Origin of the sequence: Pseudomonas sp. MWU13-2100, from assembly GCF_023242365.1 — a bacterium.
GTDB lineage: Bacteria > Pseudomonadota > Gammaproteobacteria > Pseudomonadales > Pseudomonadaceae > Aquipseudomonas.
On record NZ_JALLIX010000061.1, the window covers coordinates 16666 to 31477 of the forward strand.

The 14812-nt window shown below is 62.2% G+C and carries 18 protein-coding genes; 6 read left to right on the forward strand and 12 right to left on the reverse strand.

Annotated features, from left to right (window positions below; all coding sequences use genetic code 11):
• Positions 1-46 precede the first annotated feature (46 nt).
• A complete protein-coding gene (gene dinG / locus M5B99_RS27720) occupies positions 47-2191 on the reverse strand; it encodes an ATP-dependent DNA helicase DinG (protein WP_103496409.1) in 2145 nt (714 codons plus the stop codon).
• A 99-nt stretch (positions 2192-2290) separates the two neighbouring features.
• Here dinG and M5B99_RS27725 point away from each other — a divergent pair, with 99 nt between their 5' ends.
• Complete coding sequence (locus M5B99_RS27725; protein WP_248807036.1) at positions 2291-2755, forward strand: CopD family protein; 465 nt, start codon at positions 2291-2293, stop codon at positions 2753-2755.
• 155 nt (positions 2756-2910) lie between these two features.
• On the opposite strand, the gene M5B99_RS27730 is transcribed toward M5B99_RS27725, so the two are convergent.
• Positions 2911-3669: a collagen-like protein gene (locus tag M5B99_RS27730; protein WP_248807037.1), complete on the reverse strand. Its 759-nt coding sequence runs from the start codon at positions 3667-3669 to the stop codon at positions 2911-2913.
• Positions 3662-3940, reverse strand: coding sequence for a DUF1145 domain-containing protein (locus M5B99_RS27735; protein WP_248807038.1), 279 nt, complete (start codon positions 3938-3940; stop codon positions 3662-3664). The genes M5B99_RS27730 and M5B99_RS27735 overlap by 8 nt, the downstream gene beginning before the upstream one ends.
• Positions 3941-4049: 109 nt before the next feature.
• Between M5B99_RS27735 and M5B99_RS27740 the strand changes: the two genes are divergently transcribed.
• The gene (locus tag M5B99_RS27740; protein WP_248807039.1) at positions 4050-4547 is read left to right on the forward strand and encodes a DUF6231 family protein; all 498 of its coding nucleotides are present in this window, start codon (positions 4050-4052) and stop codon (positions 4545-4547) included.
• 5 nt (positions 4548-4552) lie between these two features.
• Entirely contained in the window at positions 4553-5029 is a 477-nt protein-coding gene (locus M5B99_RS27745) for a YchJ family protein (protein WP_248807040.1), read from the forward strand.
• On the opposite strand, the gene M5B99_RS27750 is transcribed toward M5B99_RS27745, so the two are convergent.
• A complete protein-coding gene (locus M5B99_RS27750) occupies positions 5022-5525 on the reverse strand; it encodes a hypothetical protein (RefSeq protein ID WP_248807041.1) in 504 nt (167 codons plus the stop codon). The genes M5B99_RS27745 and M5B99_RS27750 overlap by 8 nt on opposite strands.
• Positions 5526-5658: 133 nt before the next feature.
• Between M5B99_RS27750 and M5B99_RS27755 the strand changes: the two genes are divergently transcribed.
• Both M5B99_RS27755 and M5B99_RS27760 read left to right on the forward strand, forming a co-directional pair.
• A complete protein-coding gene (locus M5B99_RS27755; protein WP_248807042.1) occupies positions 5659-6141 on the forward strand; it encodes an LEA type 2 family protein in 483 nt (160 codons plus the stop codon).
• Positions 6142-6147: 6 nt separating this feature from the next.
• Positions 6148-6354 carry an SEC-C metal-binding domain-containing protein gene (locus M5B99_RS27760; protein ID WP_100938610.1) on the forward strand — a complete coding sequence of 69 codons (207 nt, stop codon included), beginning with the start codon at positions 6148-6150 and terminating at the stop codon, positions 6352-6354.
• Between the two features lie 93 nt (positions 6355-6447).
• Here the strand turns inward: M5B99_RS27760 and rpoS are convergent, their stop codons facing one another.
• The 8 genes from rpoS to M5B99_RS27800 all read right to left on the reverse strand — a co-directional run bounded on the left by rpoS (position 6448) and on the right by M5B99_RS27800 (position 13593).
• Positions 6448-7374 (reverse strand): RNA polymerase sigma factor RpoS, encoded by a 927-nt coding sequence (rpoS, locus tag M5B99_RS27765; protein ID WP_412548766.1) that lies wholly within the window; start codon positions 7372-7374, stop codon positions 6448-6450.
• A 185-nt stretch (positions 7375-7559) separates the two neighbouring features.
• Complete coding sequence (locus M5B99_RS27770; RefSeq protein ID WP_248807052.1) at positions 7560-8432, reverse strand: peptidoglycan DD-metalloendopeptidase family protein; 873 nt, start codon at positions 8430-8432, stop codon at positions 7560-7562.
• 198 nt (positions 8433-8630) lie between these two features.
• Positions 8631-9266 (reverse strand): protein-L-isoaspartate(D-aspartate) O-methyltransferase, encoded by a 636-nt coding sequence (locus M5B99_RS27775; protein ID WP_177100209.1) that lies wholly within the window; start codon positions 9264-9266, stop codon positions 8631-8633.
• 41 nt (positions 9267-9307) lie between these two features.
• A complete protein-coding gene (gene surE, locus M5B99_RS27780; RefSeq protein ID WP_248807044.1) occupies positions 9308-10057 on the reverse strand; it encodes a 5'/3'-nucleotidase SurE in 750 nt (249 codons plus the stop codon).
• Complete coding sequence (gene truD, locus M5B99_RS27785; protein WP_248807045.1) at positions 10045-11103, reverse strand: tRNA pseudouridine(13) synthase TruD; 1059 nt, start codon at positions 11101-11103, stop codon at positions 10045-10047. Before truD ends, surE begins: the two co-directional genes overlap by 13 nt.
• Positions 11100-11573: a 2-C-methyl-D-erythritol 2,4-cyclodiphosphate synthase gene (ispF, locus tag M5B99_RS27790; RefSeq protein ID WP_248807046.1), complete on the reverse strand. Its 474-nt coding sequence runs from the start codon at positions 11571-11573 to the stop codon at positions 11100-11102. The genes truD and ispF overlap by 4 nt, the downstream gene beginning before the upstream one ends.
• A gap of 53 nt (positions 11574-11626) precedes the next feature.
• Positions 11627-12472 carry an S-formylglutathione hydrolase gene (fghA, locus tag M5B99_RS27795; RefSeq protein ID WP_100938603.1) on the reverse strand — a complete coding sequence of 282 codons (846 nt, stop codon included), beginning with the start codon at positions 12470-12472 and terminating at the stop codon, positions 11627-11629.
• 8 nt (positions 12473-12480) lie between these two features.
• The gene (locus tag M5B99_RS27800; RefSeq protein WP_248807047.1) at positions 12481-13593 is read right to left on the reverse strand and encodes an S-(hydroxymethyl)glutathione dehydrogenase/class III alcohol dehydrogenase; all 1113 of its coding nucleotides are present in this window, start codon (positions 13591-13593) and stop codon (positions 12481-12483) included.
• 106 nt (positions 13594-13699) lie between these two features.
• Between M5B99_RS27800 and M5B99_RS27805 the strand changes: the two genes are divergently transcribed.
• A complete protein-coding gene (locus M5B99_RS27805) occupies positions 13700-14596 on the forward strand; it encodes a LysR substrate-binding domain-containing protein (RefSeq protein WP_248807048.1) in 897 nt (298 codons plus the stop codon).
• Positions 14597-14812: the final 216 nt, after the last annotated feature.

The following is a 14812-nucleotide window of genomic DNA, read 5'->3' on the forward strand; positions in this document are numbered from 1 at the left end:
GGCGCCATCCGTAGACAACGAAGTTGGTGATTTAACCTACATCACATCAAGAAATTTCCCGTCGGAACGGCGGTAAGGCATTAAGGATAGCCTTGCCGTAGCGCTGCGTGACCAGACGCCGGTCGAGCAAGGTGATGATGCCCCGGTCCTCCTCGGTGCGCAGCAGCCGACCACAGGCCTGGACCAGCTTGAGGGACGCGTCCGGCACGGAGATCTCCATGAACGGGTTGCCGCCCCGGGCTTCGATCCATTCAGCCAGCGCCGCCTCGACCGGATCGTCCGGAACCGAGAAGGGAATCTTGGCGATCACCACATGCTCGCAATAGGCCCCGGGCAAGTCCACCCCTTCGGCAAAGCTCGCCAGACCGAACAGCACGCTGGAATCACCGCCGTCGACCCGGGCCTTGTGCTTGTTGAGGGTCTCCTGCTTCGACAGGTTGCCCTGGATGAATACCTGCTTGCGCCAGTCACGATCCAGGCCGTCGAACACGTCCTGCATCTGTTTGCGTGAGGAAAACAGCACCAGAGTGCCCTTGGAGCCTTCCACCAACTCCGGCAGGTCGCGAATGATCGCCGCGGTATGCGCCACGGCGTCGCGGGGATCGGCGTTGAGGTTCGGCACCCGCAGCACGCCGGCATCGGCGTGATGGAAGGGGCTCGGCACCACCGCCGTGACGGCCTTCTTCGGCAGGCCGGCGCGCATGCGGAAACGGTCGAAGGTACCGAGGGCGGTCAGGGTCGCCGAAGTCACCAGGGCGCCATAGGCCACGTTCCACAAATTACGCCGGAGCATTTCCGCGGCCAGGATCGGACTGGCGTTGACTTCGATATCAAACAGCACGCCGCTCTCGGCCAGGCTCAACCAGCGAGCCATGGGCGGGTTGTCTTCCGGGTCTTCGGCGGTAAAGGCGGTCCACAGCTCCCAGTTGCCCTGGGCACGGGACAGCAGGCTGCCGAACAGCGGGTACCACTCCTCGGCCTGGTGGCTGGCGATGCCGATATTGACCTCGCCGTCCATGCCTTCCTTGAGCAACTCGGTCAAGCGGGTGAAGAGGTCGTTGAGGCGGGCGAAGCCTTTCTTCAGCTCGATGCCCATCTCGCGGATATGCTCGGGAATCACCCCGCCGACGAAACGATGGCGCGGCCGCTCACGGCCCTCGGTGTCTTCGCCGGTCTTGAAGTCGGCCAGTTGCTCACAGGCACTGAACATGAACTGCTGGTGGGTCTTGATCTCCCGCGCCAGCTCCGGCACCTGTTCGATCAGTTTGCCCAGGTCACCGGGCAGCGGATGCTGGGCCAGCAGCTTGGTCAGGTTCTTGGCGGTCTGCTCCAGCCAGTCGGCGGTGGAACGCAGCCGGGTGTAGTGGGCAAAGTGGCCGATGGCCTTGTCCGGCAGGTGGTGGCCTTCGTCGAACACATAGAGGGTGTCGCGCGGGTCGGGCAGCACCGCGCCTCCCCCCAGGGCCAGGTCGGCGAGCACCATGTCATGGTTGGTGACGATCACGTCAACCTTGCCCATGCCTTCGCGGGCCTTGTAGAAGGCGCACTGGCCGAAGTTCGGGCAATGGCGGTTGGTGCACTGGCTGTGATCGGTGGTCAGGCGCGCCCAGTCGGCATCTTCCAGAGCGTTGGGCCAGCTGTCGCGATCGCCGTCCCATTTGTTCCCGGCGAGCTTCTCGATCATGCTGGTGAACAGCTTCTGGCTGGCCTCGTCGACCTCGATGCGGAAACCTTCCTCTTCGAACAACTGCGCGGTGGCGGTCTGCGCGTGGCCTTCCTGCAACAGCATGTCGAGCTTGGACAGGCACATGTAGCGCCCACGCCCCTTGGCCAGGGCGAAGCTGAAGTTCAAGCCGCTGTTGCGCATCAGGTCGGGCAGGTCCTTGTAGACGATCTGCTCCTGCAACGCGACGGTGGCAGTGGCGATCACCAGGCGCTTGCCGGCGGCCTTGGCGGTGGGAATCGCCGCCAGGCTGTAGGCCACCGTCTTGCCGGTACCGGTACCCGCTTCCACCGCGACCACGGCCGGGTCGCCACTGCGCCGGCCTTCGTCATCGGTGTCGATATCGCCGAGGACCTTGGCCACTTCGGCGATCATCAGGCGCTGGCCGTAACGCGGCTTGAGGCTCTTGGCTTCGAGAAAACGCGAGTAGGCGCCCTGGATCGTGGTTTTGAGTTCGGTGCTGATCATGAGTCTTCAGGCGCAAGAAACGCTGGATAAATTTTCAGTGGTTCGAATGGACGGCTATCATACCCCGCTAAACCCTCGCGCGCCGCACGGAGTACCCGAATGACCGCTTTTGCCCTTGTCTACACCCTGCATGTCCTGGCCGCACTGGCCTGGGTCGGCGGAATGTTCTTCGCCTGGATGATCCTGCGCCCGGCGGCCATGGCCGCGCTGGAGGGGCCGGCCCGGCTCAAGCTGTGGGTCCAGGTGTTCCAGCGCTTCTTCGTCTGGGTCTGGGTCGCGGTGGTGCTCCTGCCGATCAGCGGCGTGGGGCTGATCCAGTTGCGCTTCAGCGGGTTCGAGACCGCACCACGTTATGTGCAGGTCATGATGGGCTTGTACATCGTCATGGTTGCAGTGTTTATTCGTATCCAGTCGTTGCAACTACCGGATTTGCGTCAGGCGGTGCAAGCCCAGGACTGGCCCGCGGGCGCGGCGGCACTGGGACGAATTCGGCGGCTGGTAGGGATCAATCTGCTGGTCGGATTGGCGCTGGTGGCCATTGCGGCGGCACGCCCGACGTTTTGAGTGCGGTATAGGCGTTACCCAGAAACCGGGCCTGCCACTGACAATGCAGGAGCCGGCTTGCCGGCGATGAGGCCATTGAGCCTTGCATCGCTCTTGGCGGCCGTCATCGCCGGCAAGCCGGCTCCTACAGGGTTTGTGGCGTTCTCACGGTCTGGTTACAGGCGCTGAACCGTCACGCTGCCTGCCGGACCAGCCGGCCCCGGCTTGCCTGCGTGGCCCGGACGACCTGACTTGCCGCCATCGGTGTCGTAGACAAAGCAGCCATTGGACTTGCCGCCCGCGCCCGGACGCCCCGCCGCTCCGGCAACGCCTCCGCTGCCACCGTCGACCAGCACCTGGATCTGCGCCGCCGGATAATCCCGTGGCAACTGCAGCCGAACCCGCGCGCCCGGCGCGCCCTGATGACCGTCGCCGCCATTGTCGCCGTCCGCGCCCTGCCCGGCCGCGCCCCAGATACAGCCCGGCTCATCGCCATTAGCCCCATCAAGCCCGACATACCCCGGCACGCCGGCGCCACCGCGGGCATCCACCGACAGCAGGGGACCGCTGAGCGCCTCGATGCGCAGATCCAGGTTGCGTCCCGGCGAAGGGGCTCGCTGATAAGTACCTGGCGCGCCAATCGCGCTGATCTGGCTGCCGCTGCCCAACTCGGCGCGAGCGGCGTTGAGCGCAAAACCCTGCTCGCTCGGCACAATGGCGATGCGCGCCGCCTTGCCCAGGTGCAGTTCACCAATGTTCAGTTGCGTGACGCTGGCGGGGACCAGCAAGGTGCCAAAGTCGGCCACATCCAGGCGCTCCAGTTGCAACACCGAAGTGTTGGCGGGCAGACGCAGCATGGAATTGGTTTCGACACTCACGACCTGGGCGAACGCCAGAGGGCTGCACAAGGCCGCCAGCAGACACAGGCTACGCATGTTGGCGTTCCTCACGGTTGGGCAAAGGCTGGATTTGCAGGTGGAACATGCCGAACAGCAGGATCTGCGCCCGGTCGCGCCAGGGATGGGCACGGCCTTGCAGGCTGCCGTTGAACAGCATCACCTCGAGCAGATGCGTCAACAACAGCATGCTCCCCGCCAGATCCACCAGGCCCCGGAACGGACTGATCAGCGGGTGCACCAGATTGACCAGCACCACCAGCCAGAACATCAGCGTCAACACCTTCCCCAGCCCCCAAAGCACCTTCATACGCCCCCCTGATGAGTTATTCTTTGGCGCACAGTAAGGCGAGTCAGGGCAGTTTGCCAGTGGCCGTTGAAAATTCGCCCGTGTTTGCCGCTCCGACCGAGGAATCCCGATGTCAGAAAGCCTTTCCGCCCGCACGCCCCAGCAAGCGCTGGCAGCCCTGCTGGACCGTTACGCCCCGCAAAACCTGCTGCTCGTCGGGGCCGGCAGCTTTCCGGCACTCGAGGCGTTCCAGGCCGCCCATCCCGAGACCCAGGTGGCCTTCGCCGAACCGGGCGCCCTGCCCGCCGCCCTCGCCGCCCGGCGTTTCGACCTGGCGCTGGTGGTCGACTGCCTGGAGCACTTGCCCAAACGTGACGGCCGGCAACTGCTCGGCGGCATTCGCAACCTCAATGCCAGCCGCATCGCGGTGCTGGTGGACATGCTCGCCAGCGGCTGGCAGGACAGCGATTTCTTCGCCCTGGCGCTGCAAAGCAGTGAACGTTTTGCCCGTGACGAGCAGGTGCTGACGTTGTTCACCTATGATCTGAAAGAATACAAACAGGTGCCGGACTGGCTGAACGCCAAGTTCTGGGCCAATCCGGAAAATTTCGGCAAGTACTGGTGGTGATCCCCGTGAGCACATCCATCTGTCCCTGCGGTAGCGGCAACCTGCTGGAGGCCTGCTGTGGCCACTATCACTCGGGCCACCCCGCCCCCTGCGCCGAAGCGCTGATGCGCTCGCGCTACTGCGCCTATGTATTGGGACTGGTCGACTACCTGGTGAACACCACGCTACCCATTCAACGACCCGGACTGGACCGCCAGGCCATCGGCGAATGGAGCGCGCAAAGCACCTGGCTGGGCTTGGAGGTGGAAAGTTCGGAAGTCTTCGGCGGCCAGCCCGAGCATGCCTTCGTGACCTTTACCGCGCGTTGGCACGACAGCAACGGCGAACACAGCCACCGGGAAAAGTCGTCCTTCGTCCAAACCGACGGACGCTGGTATTTCATCGACCCCACCGTGCCCCTCAAGGCCGGGCGCAATGACGCCTGCCCCTGCGGCAGCGGGCAGAAATACAAGAAGTGCTGTTCCGGCTACCTGCTCAGCTGAGGCTCAGGTGTGAGATATCCGGCACCGTGACCACCGTTGCAGCCGGCAGCTGGCCCATGTCGACTCCCACCGGCGCCACGCTGAACGCCGACAGATCCAACGCAGGAACGAGCAGCTCGGGCTTGGGGTCCTGCATATCACTGCCGACCTCGGCAATCCCGAAATCCGGCGCATCGACCCCACTGAACGCAGCCATATAGGCATCCCGCGGCGCCACCCGGACACGGCCTGGCGCTAGCGCCGGTACCGTCATCTCGATCTCCTCTACGGCCATCTCGACCACCGTGACCAGCGCCCCGGCACGCTCGAGGGTGGCCCGATACTTTTCCGCGGCAACAGCATCGAGATTGCTCTTGAGCACCAGGCGCCGCCCGGAAAACAGCATATCGATACGCGGGGCATCGGCCTGGAACAGCCTGGCCAGGTTGCTTTTGACCTGATCATGCGAGGCACCGGGCAGCGGTTCGCCACTGAAGACAATCTCGTAAAGCGTCATGATCACACTCCTGTGCGCCGATCTGATCCATTGCGCGAATACCCGGCAGTATCCCCCAGCGGATTTACCGCCACAACCATGAGCTTTTTCTGTCACAGGCTTGCTATGCTGGGATCTCGGCGGGAGGAACCCCATGTACTCACGGACACTAGGTACGCTCGGCCTGTTCATGCTGTTGACGCTTTCCGGCTGCGCGTCCTGGTTTGTTGGCGGCACCCGCGAGCCCGAAGTACGCCTGGTACGGGTCGAGCTGGTCAAGGCGCGTCTGGTGCAGCAGAAGTTTCGCCTGCACTTTCGCGTCGACAACCCCAGCGACGACAGCCTGACCGTGCGCGGGCTGCATTATCGCCTGTACCTCGACGGCTGGCTGCTGAGCGAAGGCGAGTCCGCCAATGGCTGGTTCACCGTGGAAGCCAACAGCCATGCGTTCCTGGTGGTTCCGGTCCGGACCAACCTCTGGGAGCACTTGCGCGACCTGACCAAACGCCTGAAACACCCCCATGATCCGATCCCCTACCGACTGGAGGGCGAACTGGAAACCGGACTATTCCTGAGCCATGACGTGCACCTGGAGCGTAAAGGCGAGATAATTCCCGCCGAAATTATTCCGGAGTGACACCGCATGACCCAGCAACCCCATGTCCACGGCCCTGATTGCAATCACGATCACGAGCATGAGCACCACGATCACGACCATGGCCATGTCCACGGCCCGAACTGCGGCCACGCCCACCAGGAGCCGGTACGCAACGCGCTGAAGGATGTGGGTCGCAACGATCCGTGTCCGTGCGGCAGCAGCAAGAAATTCAAGAAGTGCCACGGGGCCTGAGCAACACCCTGCTGAAACGCGTTGAACCCATTTCAATGCAAAAAAAATCCCCGACCAGGTCGGGGATTTTTATTGGGCAGGTGCAGTACGGCGTTACTGGAACAGCGCCTCGCTGGACAGGCCGTTCTTCTCGAGGATCTCGCGCAAGCGCTTGAGCCCCTCGACCTGGATCTGCCGAACGCGTTCGCGGGTCAGGCCGATCTCCAGACCGACATCCTCCAGGGTACTGCTCTCATGCCCGCGCAGGCCAAAACGTCGTACGACCACCTCACGCTGCTTGTCGGTCAATTCCGACAGCCACTGGTCGATGCTCTGGGACAGATCGTCGTCCTGAAGCAGCTCGCAGGGGTCGGTAGGCCGATCATCGGTCAGGGTATCGAGCAGCGTCTTATCAGAGTCCGGCCCCAGGGAGACGTCCACCGAAGACACCCGCTCATTCAGGCCGAGCATGCGCTTGACCTCACCCACTGGCTTTTCCAGCAGGTTGGCGATTTCTTCCGGGGAAGGTTCATGATCGAGCTTCTGCGTCAGCTCCCGTGCCGCCCGCAGATAGACGTTCAATTCCTTGACCACATGAATCGGCAGACGAATAGTCCGGGTCTGATTCATGATCGCCCGTTCAATCGTCTGGCGGATCCACCAGGTGGCATAGGTTGAGAAGCGAAAGCCACGTTCCGGGTCGAACTTCTCGACGGCGCGGATCAAGCCGAGGTTACCCTCTTCGATCAGATCCAGCAGGGAAAGACCGCGGTTGACGTAGCGTCGGGCAATTTTCACCACCAGGCGCAGGTTGCTTTCGATCATGCGCTTGCGGCCCGCGGGATCGCCACTTTGCGACAAGCGCGCAAAATGAACTTCCTCTTCCGGGGACAACAAGGGGGAAAAACCGATTTCATTGAGATACAACTGGGTCGCATCCAGCGCCCGCGTGTAGTCAATGTACTTGTGCTGCTTGAGCGAAGCAGCACTTTTGGCCTTGGCACGAACTGGGGGTGGAGAACTTTCGTCCTCCGGCATCATATCCATGACGATGTCGGAGTCCATAAGGAGCACCTCATCATCGATGTCAAACCCCGGCGCTTCTTTACTGAGAGCCATTGTTATAGTCCTTTGGTGAGTTCGACCTCAAGCTCGAGCGACGCCTTTATCCTTGGCAACGCTGGAACCTGTTCCCGCTACATCAGGAGAACAGGCTGGAAAACGGATCAACGACGCGGCAGGAATTGCAGTGGGTCTACGGGTTTCCCCTGGCGGCGAATCTCAAAATGCAGTTTCACCCGGTCTGTACCAGTTGACCCCATTTCGGCAATTGTCTGTCCGACCTTGACCTGCTGCCCCTCCCGAACCAACAGCCTACGGTTGTGACCGTAAGCACTGACGTAGGTATCACTGTGCTTGATAATGACCAGTTCGCCGTAGCCCCGCAACCCACTCCCGGCGTAAACAACTGACCCATCAGACGCAGCTAAAACAGGCTGTCCCAAATCCCCGGCGATATCAATACCTTTATTCAAACTACCGTTTGAAGAGAATTTTCCAATCAGAATTCCGTTTGAAGGCCACGCCCAACCCTTGGGCGCGGGACCGGCCGGCGGCGGCGGCGCGGCCGGCGCAGGTGTCTGCGCCGCAGGTTGCGATGTGGTTGCCGGGCCCGACGCCGAGTTGGCCGGACGCCGGGTGATGGTGAACTTGCCCGAAGGCGAGGCGCTCGGCGCAGTCGAGGCGACAACGCTCGGTGTTGATTTTGAACGGCTGTCGAAGCGAATCGCCTGACCCACGTGAATGGTGTAAGGCTCAGGAATATTGTTGCGCGCGGCCAGGGCTTTCCAGTCCCATCCGTAGCGAAAGGCGATCGAAAACAGGGTATCGCCACGGACTACCACATGCTGGCCGGTGGTGGTCATCGGCTTCTGCGGCGCCGCGTTGGCGGCTGTCGAATTGCCATTACGATCGACGACGCGCACGCCGTTTTTTGGAGCACTGGAGCAACCAGCCAGTAAAGCACTGAGGGCAAGGCCGATCATCAGGCGCTGAACGCTTGCTTTACCCATACGCTGCCGAATGACTGTGAGACTCACCCGCCGCTCCCTTTGTGGTGGCTGAAATAAGAGTGCCTGTACAGGCGGTAATGTGACGTAAGTATAACTGGCTGTTGGAATTTCACTGACAACAAAGCCACGTCGCAAAATGCGACGCATTTTAAACATGCGCGCCGTACCTGGTCCCGCTCTAAGACCTACGACCTTAAACAGAATTCATTGCCGTTCAACAAATGTTCAGGCCAATGGTCCGTTCAGCAGCGGAACGAAACGTACCGCGCCTAATACATGACGGGAAAAACCCTGTTCTTCGCGCACGATCAGCATCAACTGCTGGACTTCACCGGCACCCACCGGAATCACCAGGCGACCGCCCGGGGCCAATTGATCGAGCAAGGCCTGCGGTACATCCGTGGCCACCGCGGTGACAATAATGCCATTGTACGGTGCCAATGCGGGCCAGCCTTCCCAGCCGTCGCCCCAGCGGAACACCACGTTGCGCAGGTTGAGTTCAACCAGGCGCTCCTTGGCGCGGTCCTGCAGGACCTTGATCCGCTCCACCGAAAACACCCGCTCCACCAACTGCGACAGCACCGCCGTCTGGTAGCCGGAGCCAGTACCGATCTCCATCACCTTGTCCAGCGGCCCGGCCTCCAGCAGCAGTTCGCTCATGCGCGCCACCATATAAGGCTGGGAAATGGTCTGGTTGTGGCCGATCGGCAGCGCCGTATCTTCGTAGGCACGATGGGCCAGCGCCTCGTCGACAAACAGATGACGCGGCGTGCGGCGGATCACTTCCAGCACCTGGGCGTTGGTCACGCCCTCTTCATAGAGCCGCTGGATCAAGCGTTCGCGGGTACGTTGGGAGGTCATGCCGATACCGCGGCGCATCAGCTCGTCTTGCTCACGGGCCATCAGGCAAGCCCCTCCAGCCAACCGCCCAGCGACTGGAAGGCATCATTGAAGGTGCGATCCAACTGCAGCGGCGTCACCGAGACAAACCCTTGCATCACGGCATGGAAATCCGTCCCCGGGCCACCGTCCTCGGCATCGCCGGCGGCGGCGATCCAGTAACCGGCCTTGCCCCGGGGATCGACCACCCGCGTCGGCGCCGCGGCCCGGGCACGATGGCCCAGGCGCGTGAGCTGGATACCGCGAATGCGCTCGAGGGGCAGGTTGGGAATATTCACGTTGAGCACCGTGCGCACGGGCAGTGCCAATCCTTCGTGGGCCTGCACCAGCAGGCGGACGAAATGCGCGGCGGTGGCCAGGTTGTCGACCTGGCGCGAGGCCAGCGAGAAGGCAAACGAAGGCTTCCCGAGGAAACGCCCCTCCAGGGCGGCGGCCACCGTACCGGAATACAGTACGTCATCCCCCAGGTTGGCACCCAGGTTGATACCGGACACCACCATGTCCTGCGGATGCTCCAGCAGGGTGTTGAGCCCCAGGTGCACGCAGTCGGTGGGTGTGCCGTTAAGGCTGATAAAGCCGTTGGGCAATGTATGCGGGTGCAGCGGACGATCCAGGGTCAGCGAGCTGCTGGCGCCACTTTTGTCCTGGTCCGGGGCAATCACCCTGCACTCGGCATAGTCCGCCAGCGCAGCATGAAGCGCGGCGAGACCGGGAGCAAAAACCCCATCGTCGTTCGAAATCAGAATACGCATGAGCTGTCCGTCTGCCCTACCGGCGCCAGATCAACGAGTTCGCGCACCAAAGCGGTGGCGAAGCATCCGGCCGGCAGGACGAATTCCAGTTGCAGAATGTCCAGCGAGGGATAATGCCACGACAACCGACCAATGGGCAGCCGCAGGATGCGTCGTTCGTGCTCCATGCCCGCCTTGACCAGCCATTGGCAGAGTTCGGCCTCGCGCTCGGCAACCGCCTGCTCCAGGACAAAAGTCGCCCCCGCTGCCGGTGACGGGCCTTCGCCCCACTGCGCACCGGTGGGGTGCAGGTCGAGAATGGCCAGGCGCGGGTCACTGCACTCGGCCTCGCCGGCCGGGAAGAAACTGCGGCTGTCGGTGAACGCCAGCAGGTCGCCAACCTGGGCCCGATTCCAGCTGCCGTCGGCGACACGGGCCGCCAGCACCTGGTTGAACAGATAGCTGCGGGCCGTGGACAGCAGCCGCGAACGCACATTACGTTGCTCGGGCAAGGCCTGGCGGGCCGCGTAGGAACGGGCCTCGCCGAGATTACCGCCGAGGTGGCCGAAACGCTGGGCACCGAAATAATTCGGAATACCTTGCGCGGCGATCTGCTCAAGGCGTTGCTGCAAGGCGTCCTTGTCCACGTTCAATTGGGTCAGGCGCAAGGTGAAACCGTTGGCGGCATGGGCACCGCGTTGCAGCTTGCGCTTGTGCCGGGCGCTCTTGAGAATCAGCAGACTGTCGTTCTGGGCCGCCGACAGGTCCGGATCGGCCTTGCCCGGCAATTGCACGCTGAACCACTGTCGCGTCAGGGCCTGGCGGTCCTTGAGACCGGCATAACTGACCGTGCGCAACGGCACGCCGGCGGCCTTGGCGATACGCCGGGCGGCCTCTTCGGTATTCAGTCCACGCTTCTCTACCCATAGCCACAGGTGCTCGCCCTCGCCGCTGAGCGGGATATCGAGGACTTCATCGACCTGGAAGTCTTCGGCCGTGGCCTTGAGCACCGCACTGCCCAGCACATCGCCGTAGGCTCGCGGGCCCAGCAGTTCCAATTCAGTCATGCGCGTAACAACAAGGCGACGCTGTGCACAGCGATGCCTTCTTCACGGCCGATGAAACCGAGCTTTTCAGTGGTGGTGGCTTTGACGTTCACTTGATCCAACTCAACTTCAAGATCCGCGGCAATCAGTGCGCGCATCGATTCGATATGCGGCGCCATTTTCGGCGCCTGGGCAACGATGGTGTTATCGACGTTGCCGACTTTCCAGCCCTTGGCCTTGATCAACGACACCACGTGACGCAGCAGCACCCGGCTGTCTGCCCCCTTGTAGGTCGGATCGGTATCCGGGAAGTGCTTGCCGATATCGCCCAGGGCCGCAGCCCCCAGCAGTGCATCGCTCAAGGCATGCAGCAGCACGTCGCCGTCGGAATGGGCCAGCAACCCATGGCGGTGCGCAATCCGTACACCGCCCAGGGTGATGAAGTCGCCTTCGGCGAAACGGTGCACATCATAGCCGTGGCCAATACGCATAAAAAAACGCCCCGATGTAAGTCAGGGCGTGATTCTACCTATTTTGCGGGAGATTAACCGCTAAGAGCTGCACTGTGATGCCGCAGATGGTCATCGATGAAACTGGCGATGAAAAAATAGCTGTGGTCATAGCCCGGTTGCAGCCGCAATGTCAGCGGATGTTGCGCCAGCTTGGCGGCCTGTTGCAGCGCTTCCGGTTTGAGCTGGTTGGCCAGGAAGTCGTCACGGTCGCCCTGATCCACCAGGATCGGCAGCTTTTCAGTGGCCTCGGCAATCAGCACGCAGGCATCCCACTCGCGCCAGCGCGAACGTTCCTCGCCCAGATAACGGGAAAAGGCCTTCTGCCCCCAGGGGCAATCCATCGGGTTGCTGATCGGTGCGAAGGCCGACAGCGACTGATAACGCCCGGGGTTGCGCAAGGCACAGACCAACGCGCCGTGCCCGCCCATGGAGTGACCGCTGATGCCGCGTTTGTCCGAGGCCGGAAAATGCGCTTCGACCAATGCCGGCAGTTCATGCACCACGTAGTCATGCATCCGGTAATGCTGGGCCCAGGGTTGCTGGGTGGCGTTGAGATAGAAACCGGCGCCCAGGCCGAAATCCCAGGCCTTGTCCGGGTCGCCGGGCACGTCGGCGCCCCGGGGACTGGTATCCGGCGCGACGATGATCAACCCCAGCTCGGCGGCCAGGCGCTGGGCGCCGGCCTTGTGCATGAAGTTCTCGTCGGTGCAGGTCAGGCCGGACAGCCAGTACAGCACCGGCAGCTTGCCCCCCTGCTCGGCCTGCGGTGGCAGATAAACCGCAAACACCATGTCGCAGCCGAGGACTTCGGAGTGATGCTTGTAGCGTTTGTGCCAGCCGCCGAAGCTTTTCTGGCAGGACAGGTTTTCCAGGCTCATGACCGACCTCAGAAATGGATGACGGTGCGAATGCTCTTGCCTTCATGCATCAGGTCGAACGCCTTGTTGATATCTTCCAGGCCCATGGTATGGGTGATAAAGGTATCCAGCGGGATCTCGCCCTTCTGCGCCATCTCCACGTAGCTCGGCAACTCGCTGCGCCCGCGCACGCCACCGAAGGCCGAACCGCGCCAGACACGCCCGGTCACCAGCTGGAACGGACGAGTGGAAATTTCCTGGCCGGCACCGGCAACACCGATGATCACCGACTCGCCCCAACCCTTGTGGCAGCACTCCAGGGCCGCACGCATCAATTGCACATTGCCGATGCACTCAAAGGAAAAGTCCACGCCGCCATCGGTCATGTCGACAATCACTTCCTGGATCGGACGATCGAAGTCCTTCGGATTGACGCAGTCGGTGGCACCCAGTTGCCGGGCGATTTCGAACTTGGCCGGGTTGATGTCGATGGCAATGATCCGCGCCGCCTTGGCCTTGACCGCGCCGATCACCGCCGAGAGGCCGATGCCGCCGAGGCCGAAGATCGCCACGGTGTCACCCGGCTTGACCTTGGCGGTATTGATCACCGCGCCGATCCCGGTGGTGACGCCGCAACCGAGCAGGCAGACCTTCTCCAGCGGTGCGTCTTTCGAGATCTTGGCCACGGAAATTTCCGGCAGCACGGTGTACTCGGAGAACGTAGAGGTGCCCATGTAGTGGAAAATCGTCTCGCCCTTGTAGGAGAAACGCGAAGTGCCGTCCGGCATCAGGCCTTTGCCCTGGGTGGCGCGAATGGCCTGACAGAGGTTGGTCTTGCCCGACAGGCAGAATTTGCACTTACCGCATTCCGGGGTATAGAGCGGGATAACGTGGTCGCCTACCGCCACCGAGGTCACGCCTTCGCCGATCGCCTCGACAATCGCGCCGCCTTCGTGGCCGAGGATCGACGGGAAGATGCCTTCCGGGTCCGCGCCGGACAGGGTGTAGGCGTCGGTGTGGCAAACACCGGAGGCCACGACACGCAACAGCACTTCACCGGCCTTGGGCATGGCGACATCGACTTCAACGATCTCGAGGGGCTTCTTGGCCTCGAAGGCAACGGCAGCACGTGACTTGATCATCCAGCAACTCCTGAAAGTGAATAACGAAAACCTGAGTGTAAATCAGCCTCGATTGATTAATAATCCGGTCAAAAGCAAAACATTATTGCTATCCAGGGACAATCCAATGAACGATAACCGCTGGGAGGGCATCGACGAGTTCGTCGCGGTGGCCGAATGCAGCCAGTTCACTGCGGCGGCGGAGCGCCTCGGGGTGTCGTCCTCCCATATCAGCCGGCAGATCGCCCGGCTGGAGGAACGGCTGCAAACCCGCCTGCTCTACCGCAGCACCCGGCGTGTGACCCTGACCGAAGCCGGCCAGACGTTCCTGCAGCATTGCCAACGCCTGCAGGACGGGCGCGAGGAAGCTCTGCGGGCAGTGGGCGACCTGACCAGCGAACCCAAGGGCATGTTGCGCATGACTTGCGCGGTGGCCTATGGCGAACGCTTTATCGTGCCGCTGGTGACCCGCTTCATGGGGCTGTACCCGCAGTTGCGGGTGGATATCGAGTTGAGCAACCGGACCCTGGACCTGGTGCATGAAGGGCTGGACCTGGCGATCCGCCTGGGCCGCTTGCAGGATTCACGACTGGTGGCGACCCGGCTGGCGCCACGGCGGATGTATCTGTGCGCGTCACCGTCCTACCTGGCGCGCTATGGGCGCCCGCATAGCTTGTCGGAATTGAGCCGGCATAACTGCCTGATCGGCAGCTCGGATATCTGGCAACTGGAGCAGAACGGGCGGGAATTTTCCCAGCGGGTGCAGGGCAACTGGCGCTGCAACAGTGGGCAGGCGGTGCTGGATGCGGCGTTGCAGGGGGTCGGGTTGTGTCAGCTGCCTGACTATTACGTGCTCGAGCATTTGCACAACGGCACGTTGATTTCCTTGCTTGAAGCCCATCAGCCGCCGAATACGGCGGTATGGGCGCTGTATCCGCAACAGCGGCACCTGTCGCCGAAGGTGCGCAAGCTGGTGGATTATCTCAAGGAGGGGTTGGCCAAGCGGCCTGAGTACGTCGCTTGACCGACACCTGTAGAGACTGTCCAGGACCTGGCTCGCAACGGCGATCAGCACGATCACGAATGAACAGTTCCCCTCCCAGTGCCATCACCCTGGAAGCGACTTGAGCCACTACGCACACGATTAAATCCAGAATCCTAAATTCATCCCGGATTCGTCCTACTGATTCTCTGCTCAATCCTCTTCACGCTTCGGCGGGTGACCTTGCTCGATTCCCAT

What these genes read in the sequence shown, in the direction of transcription:
- dinG (WP_103496409.1), bottom strand. Translation starts at nt 2,191, where the DNA reads ATGATCAGCACCGAACTCAAAACCACGATCCAGGGCGCCTACTCGCGT.
- M5B99_RS27725 (WP_248807036.1), top strand. Translation starts at nt 2,291, where the DNA reads ATGACCGCTTTTGCCCTTGTCTACACCCTGCATGTCCTGGCCGCACTG.
- M5B99_RS27730 (WP_248807037.1), bottom strand. Translation starts at nt 3,669, where the DNA reads ATGCGTAGCCTGTGTCTGCTGGCGGCCTTGTGCAGCCCTCTGGCGTTC.
- M5B99_RS27735 (WP_248807038.1), bottom strand. Translation starts at nt 3,940, where the DNA reads ATGAAGGTGCTTTGGGGGCTGGGGAAGGTGTTGACGCTGATGTTCTGG.
- M5B99_RS27740 (WP_248807039.1), top strand. Translation starts at nt 4,050, where the DNA reads ATGTCAGAAAGCCTTTCCGCCCGCACGCCCCAGCAAGCGCTGGCAGCC.
- M5B99_RS27750 (WP_248807041.1), bottom strand. Translation starts at nt 5,525, where the DNA reads ATGACGCTTTACGAGATTGTCTTCAGTGGCGAACCGCTGCCCGGTGCC.
- M5B99_RS27755 (WP_248807042.1), top strand. Translation starts at nt 5,659, where the DNA reads ATGTACTCACGGACACTAGGTACGCTCGGCCTGTTCATGCTGTTGACG.
- M5B99_RS27760 (WP_100938610.1), top strand. Translation starts at nt 6,148, where the DNA reads ATGACCCAGCAACCCCATGTCCACGGCCCTGATTGCAATCACGATCAC.
- rpoS (WP_412548766.1), bottom strand. Translation starts at nt 7,374, where the DNA reads ATGATGCCGGAGGACGAAAGTTCTCCACCCCCAGTTCGTGCCAAGGCC.
- M5B99_RS27775 (WP_177100209.1), bottom strand. Translation starts at nt 9,266, where the DNA reads ATGACCTCCCAACGTACCCGCGAACGCTTGATCCAGCGGCTCTATGAA.
- surE (WP_248807044.1), bottom strand. Translation starts at nt 10,057, where the DNA reads ATGCGTATTCTGATTTCGAACGACGATGGGGTTTTTGCTCCCGGTCTC.
- truD (WP_248807045.1), bottom strand. Translation starts at nt 11,103, where the DNA reads ATGACTGAATTGGAACTGCTGGGCCCGCGAGCCTACGGCGATGTGCTG.
- ispF (WP_248807046.1), bottom strand. Translation starts at nt 11,573, where the DNA reads ATGCGTATTGGCCACGGCTATGATGTGCACCGTTTCGCCGAAGGCGAC.
- fghA (WP_100938603.1), bottom strand. Translation starts at nt 12,472, where the DNA reads ATGAGCCTGGAAAACCTGTCCTGCCAGAAAAGCTTCGGCGGCTGGCAC.
- M5B99_RS27800 (WP_248807047.1), bottom strand. Translation starts at nt 13,593, where the DNA reads ATGATCAAGTCACGTGCTGCCGTTGCCTTCGAGGCCAAGAAGCCCCTC.
- M5B99_RS27805 (WP_248807048.1), top strand. Translation starts at nt 13,700, where the DNA reads ATGAACGATAACCGCTGGGAGGGCATCGACGAGTTCGTCGCGGTGGCC.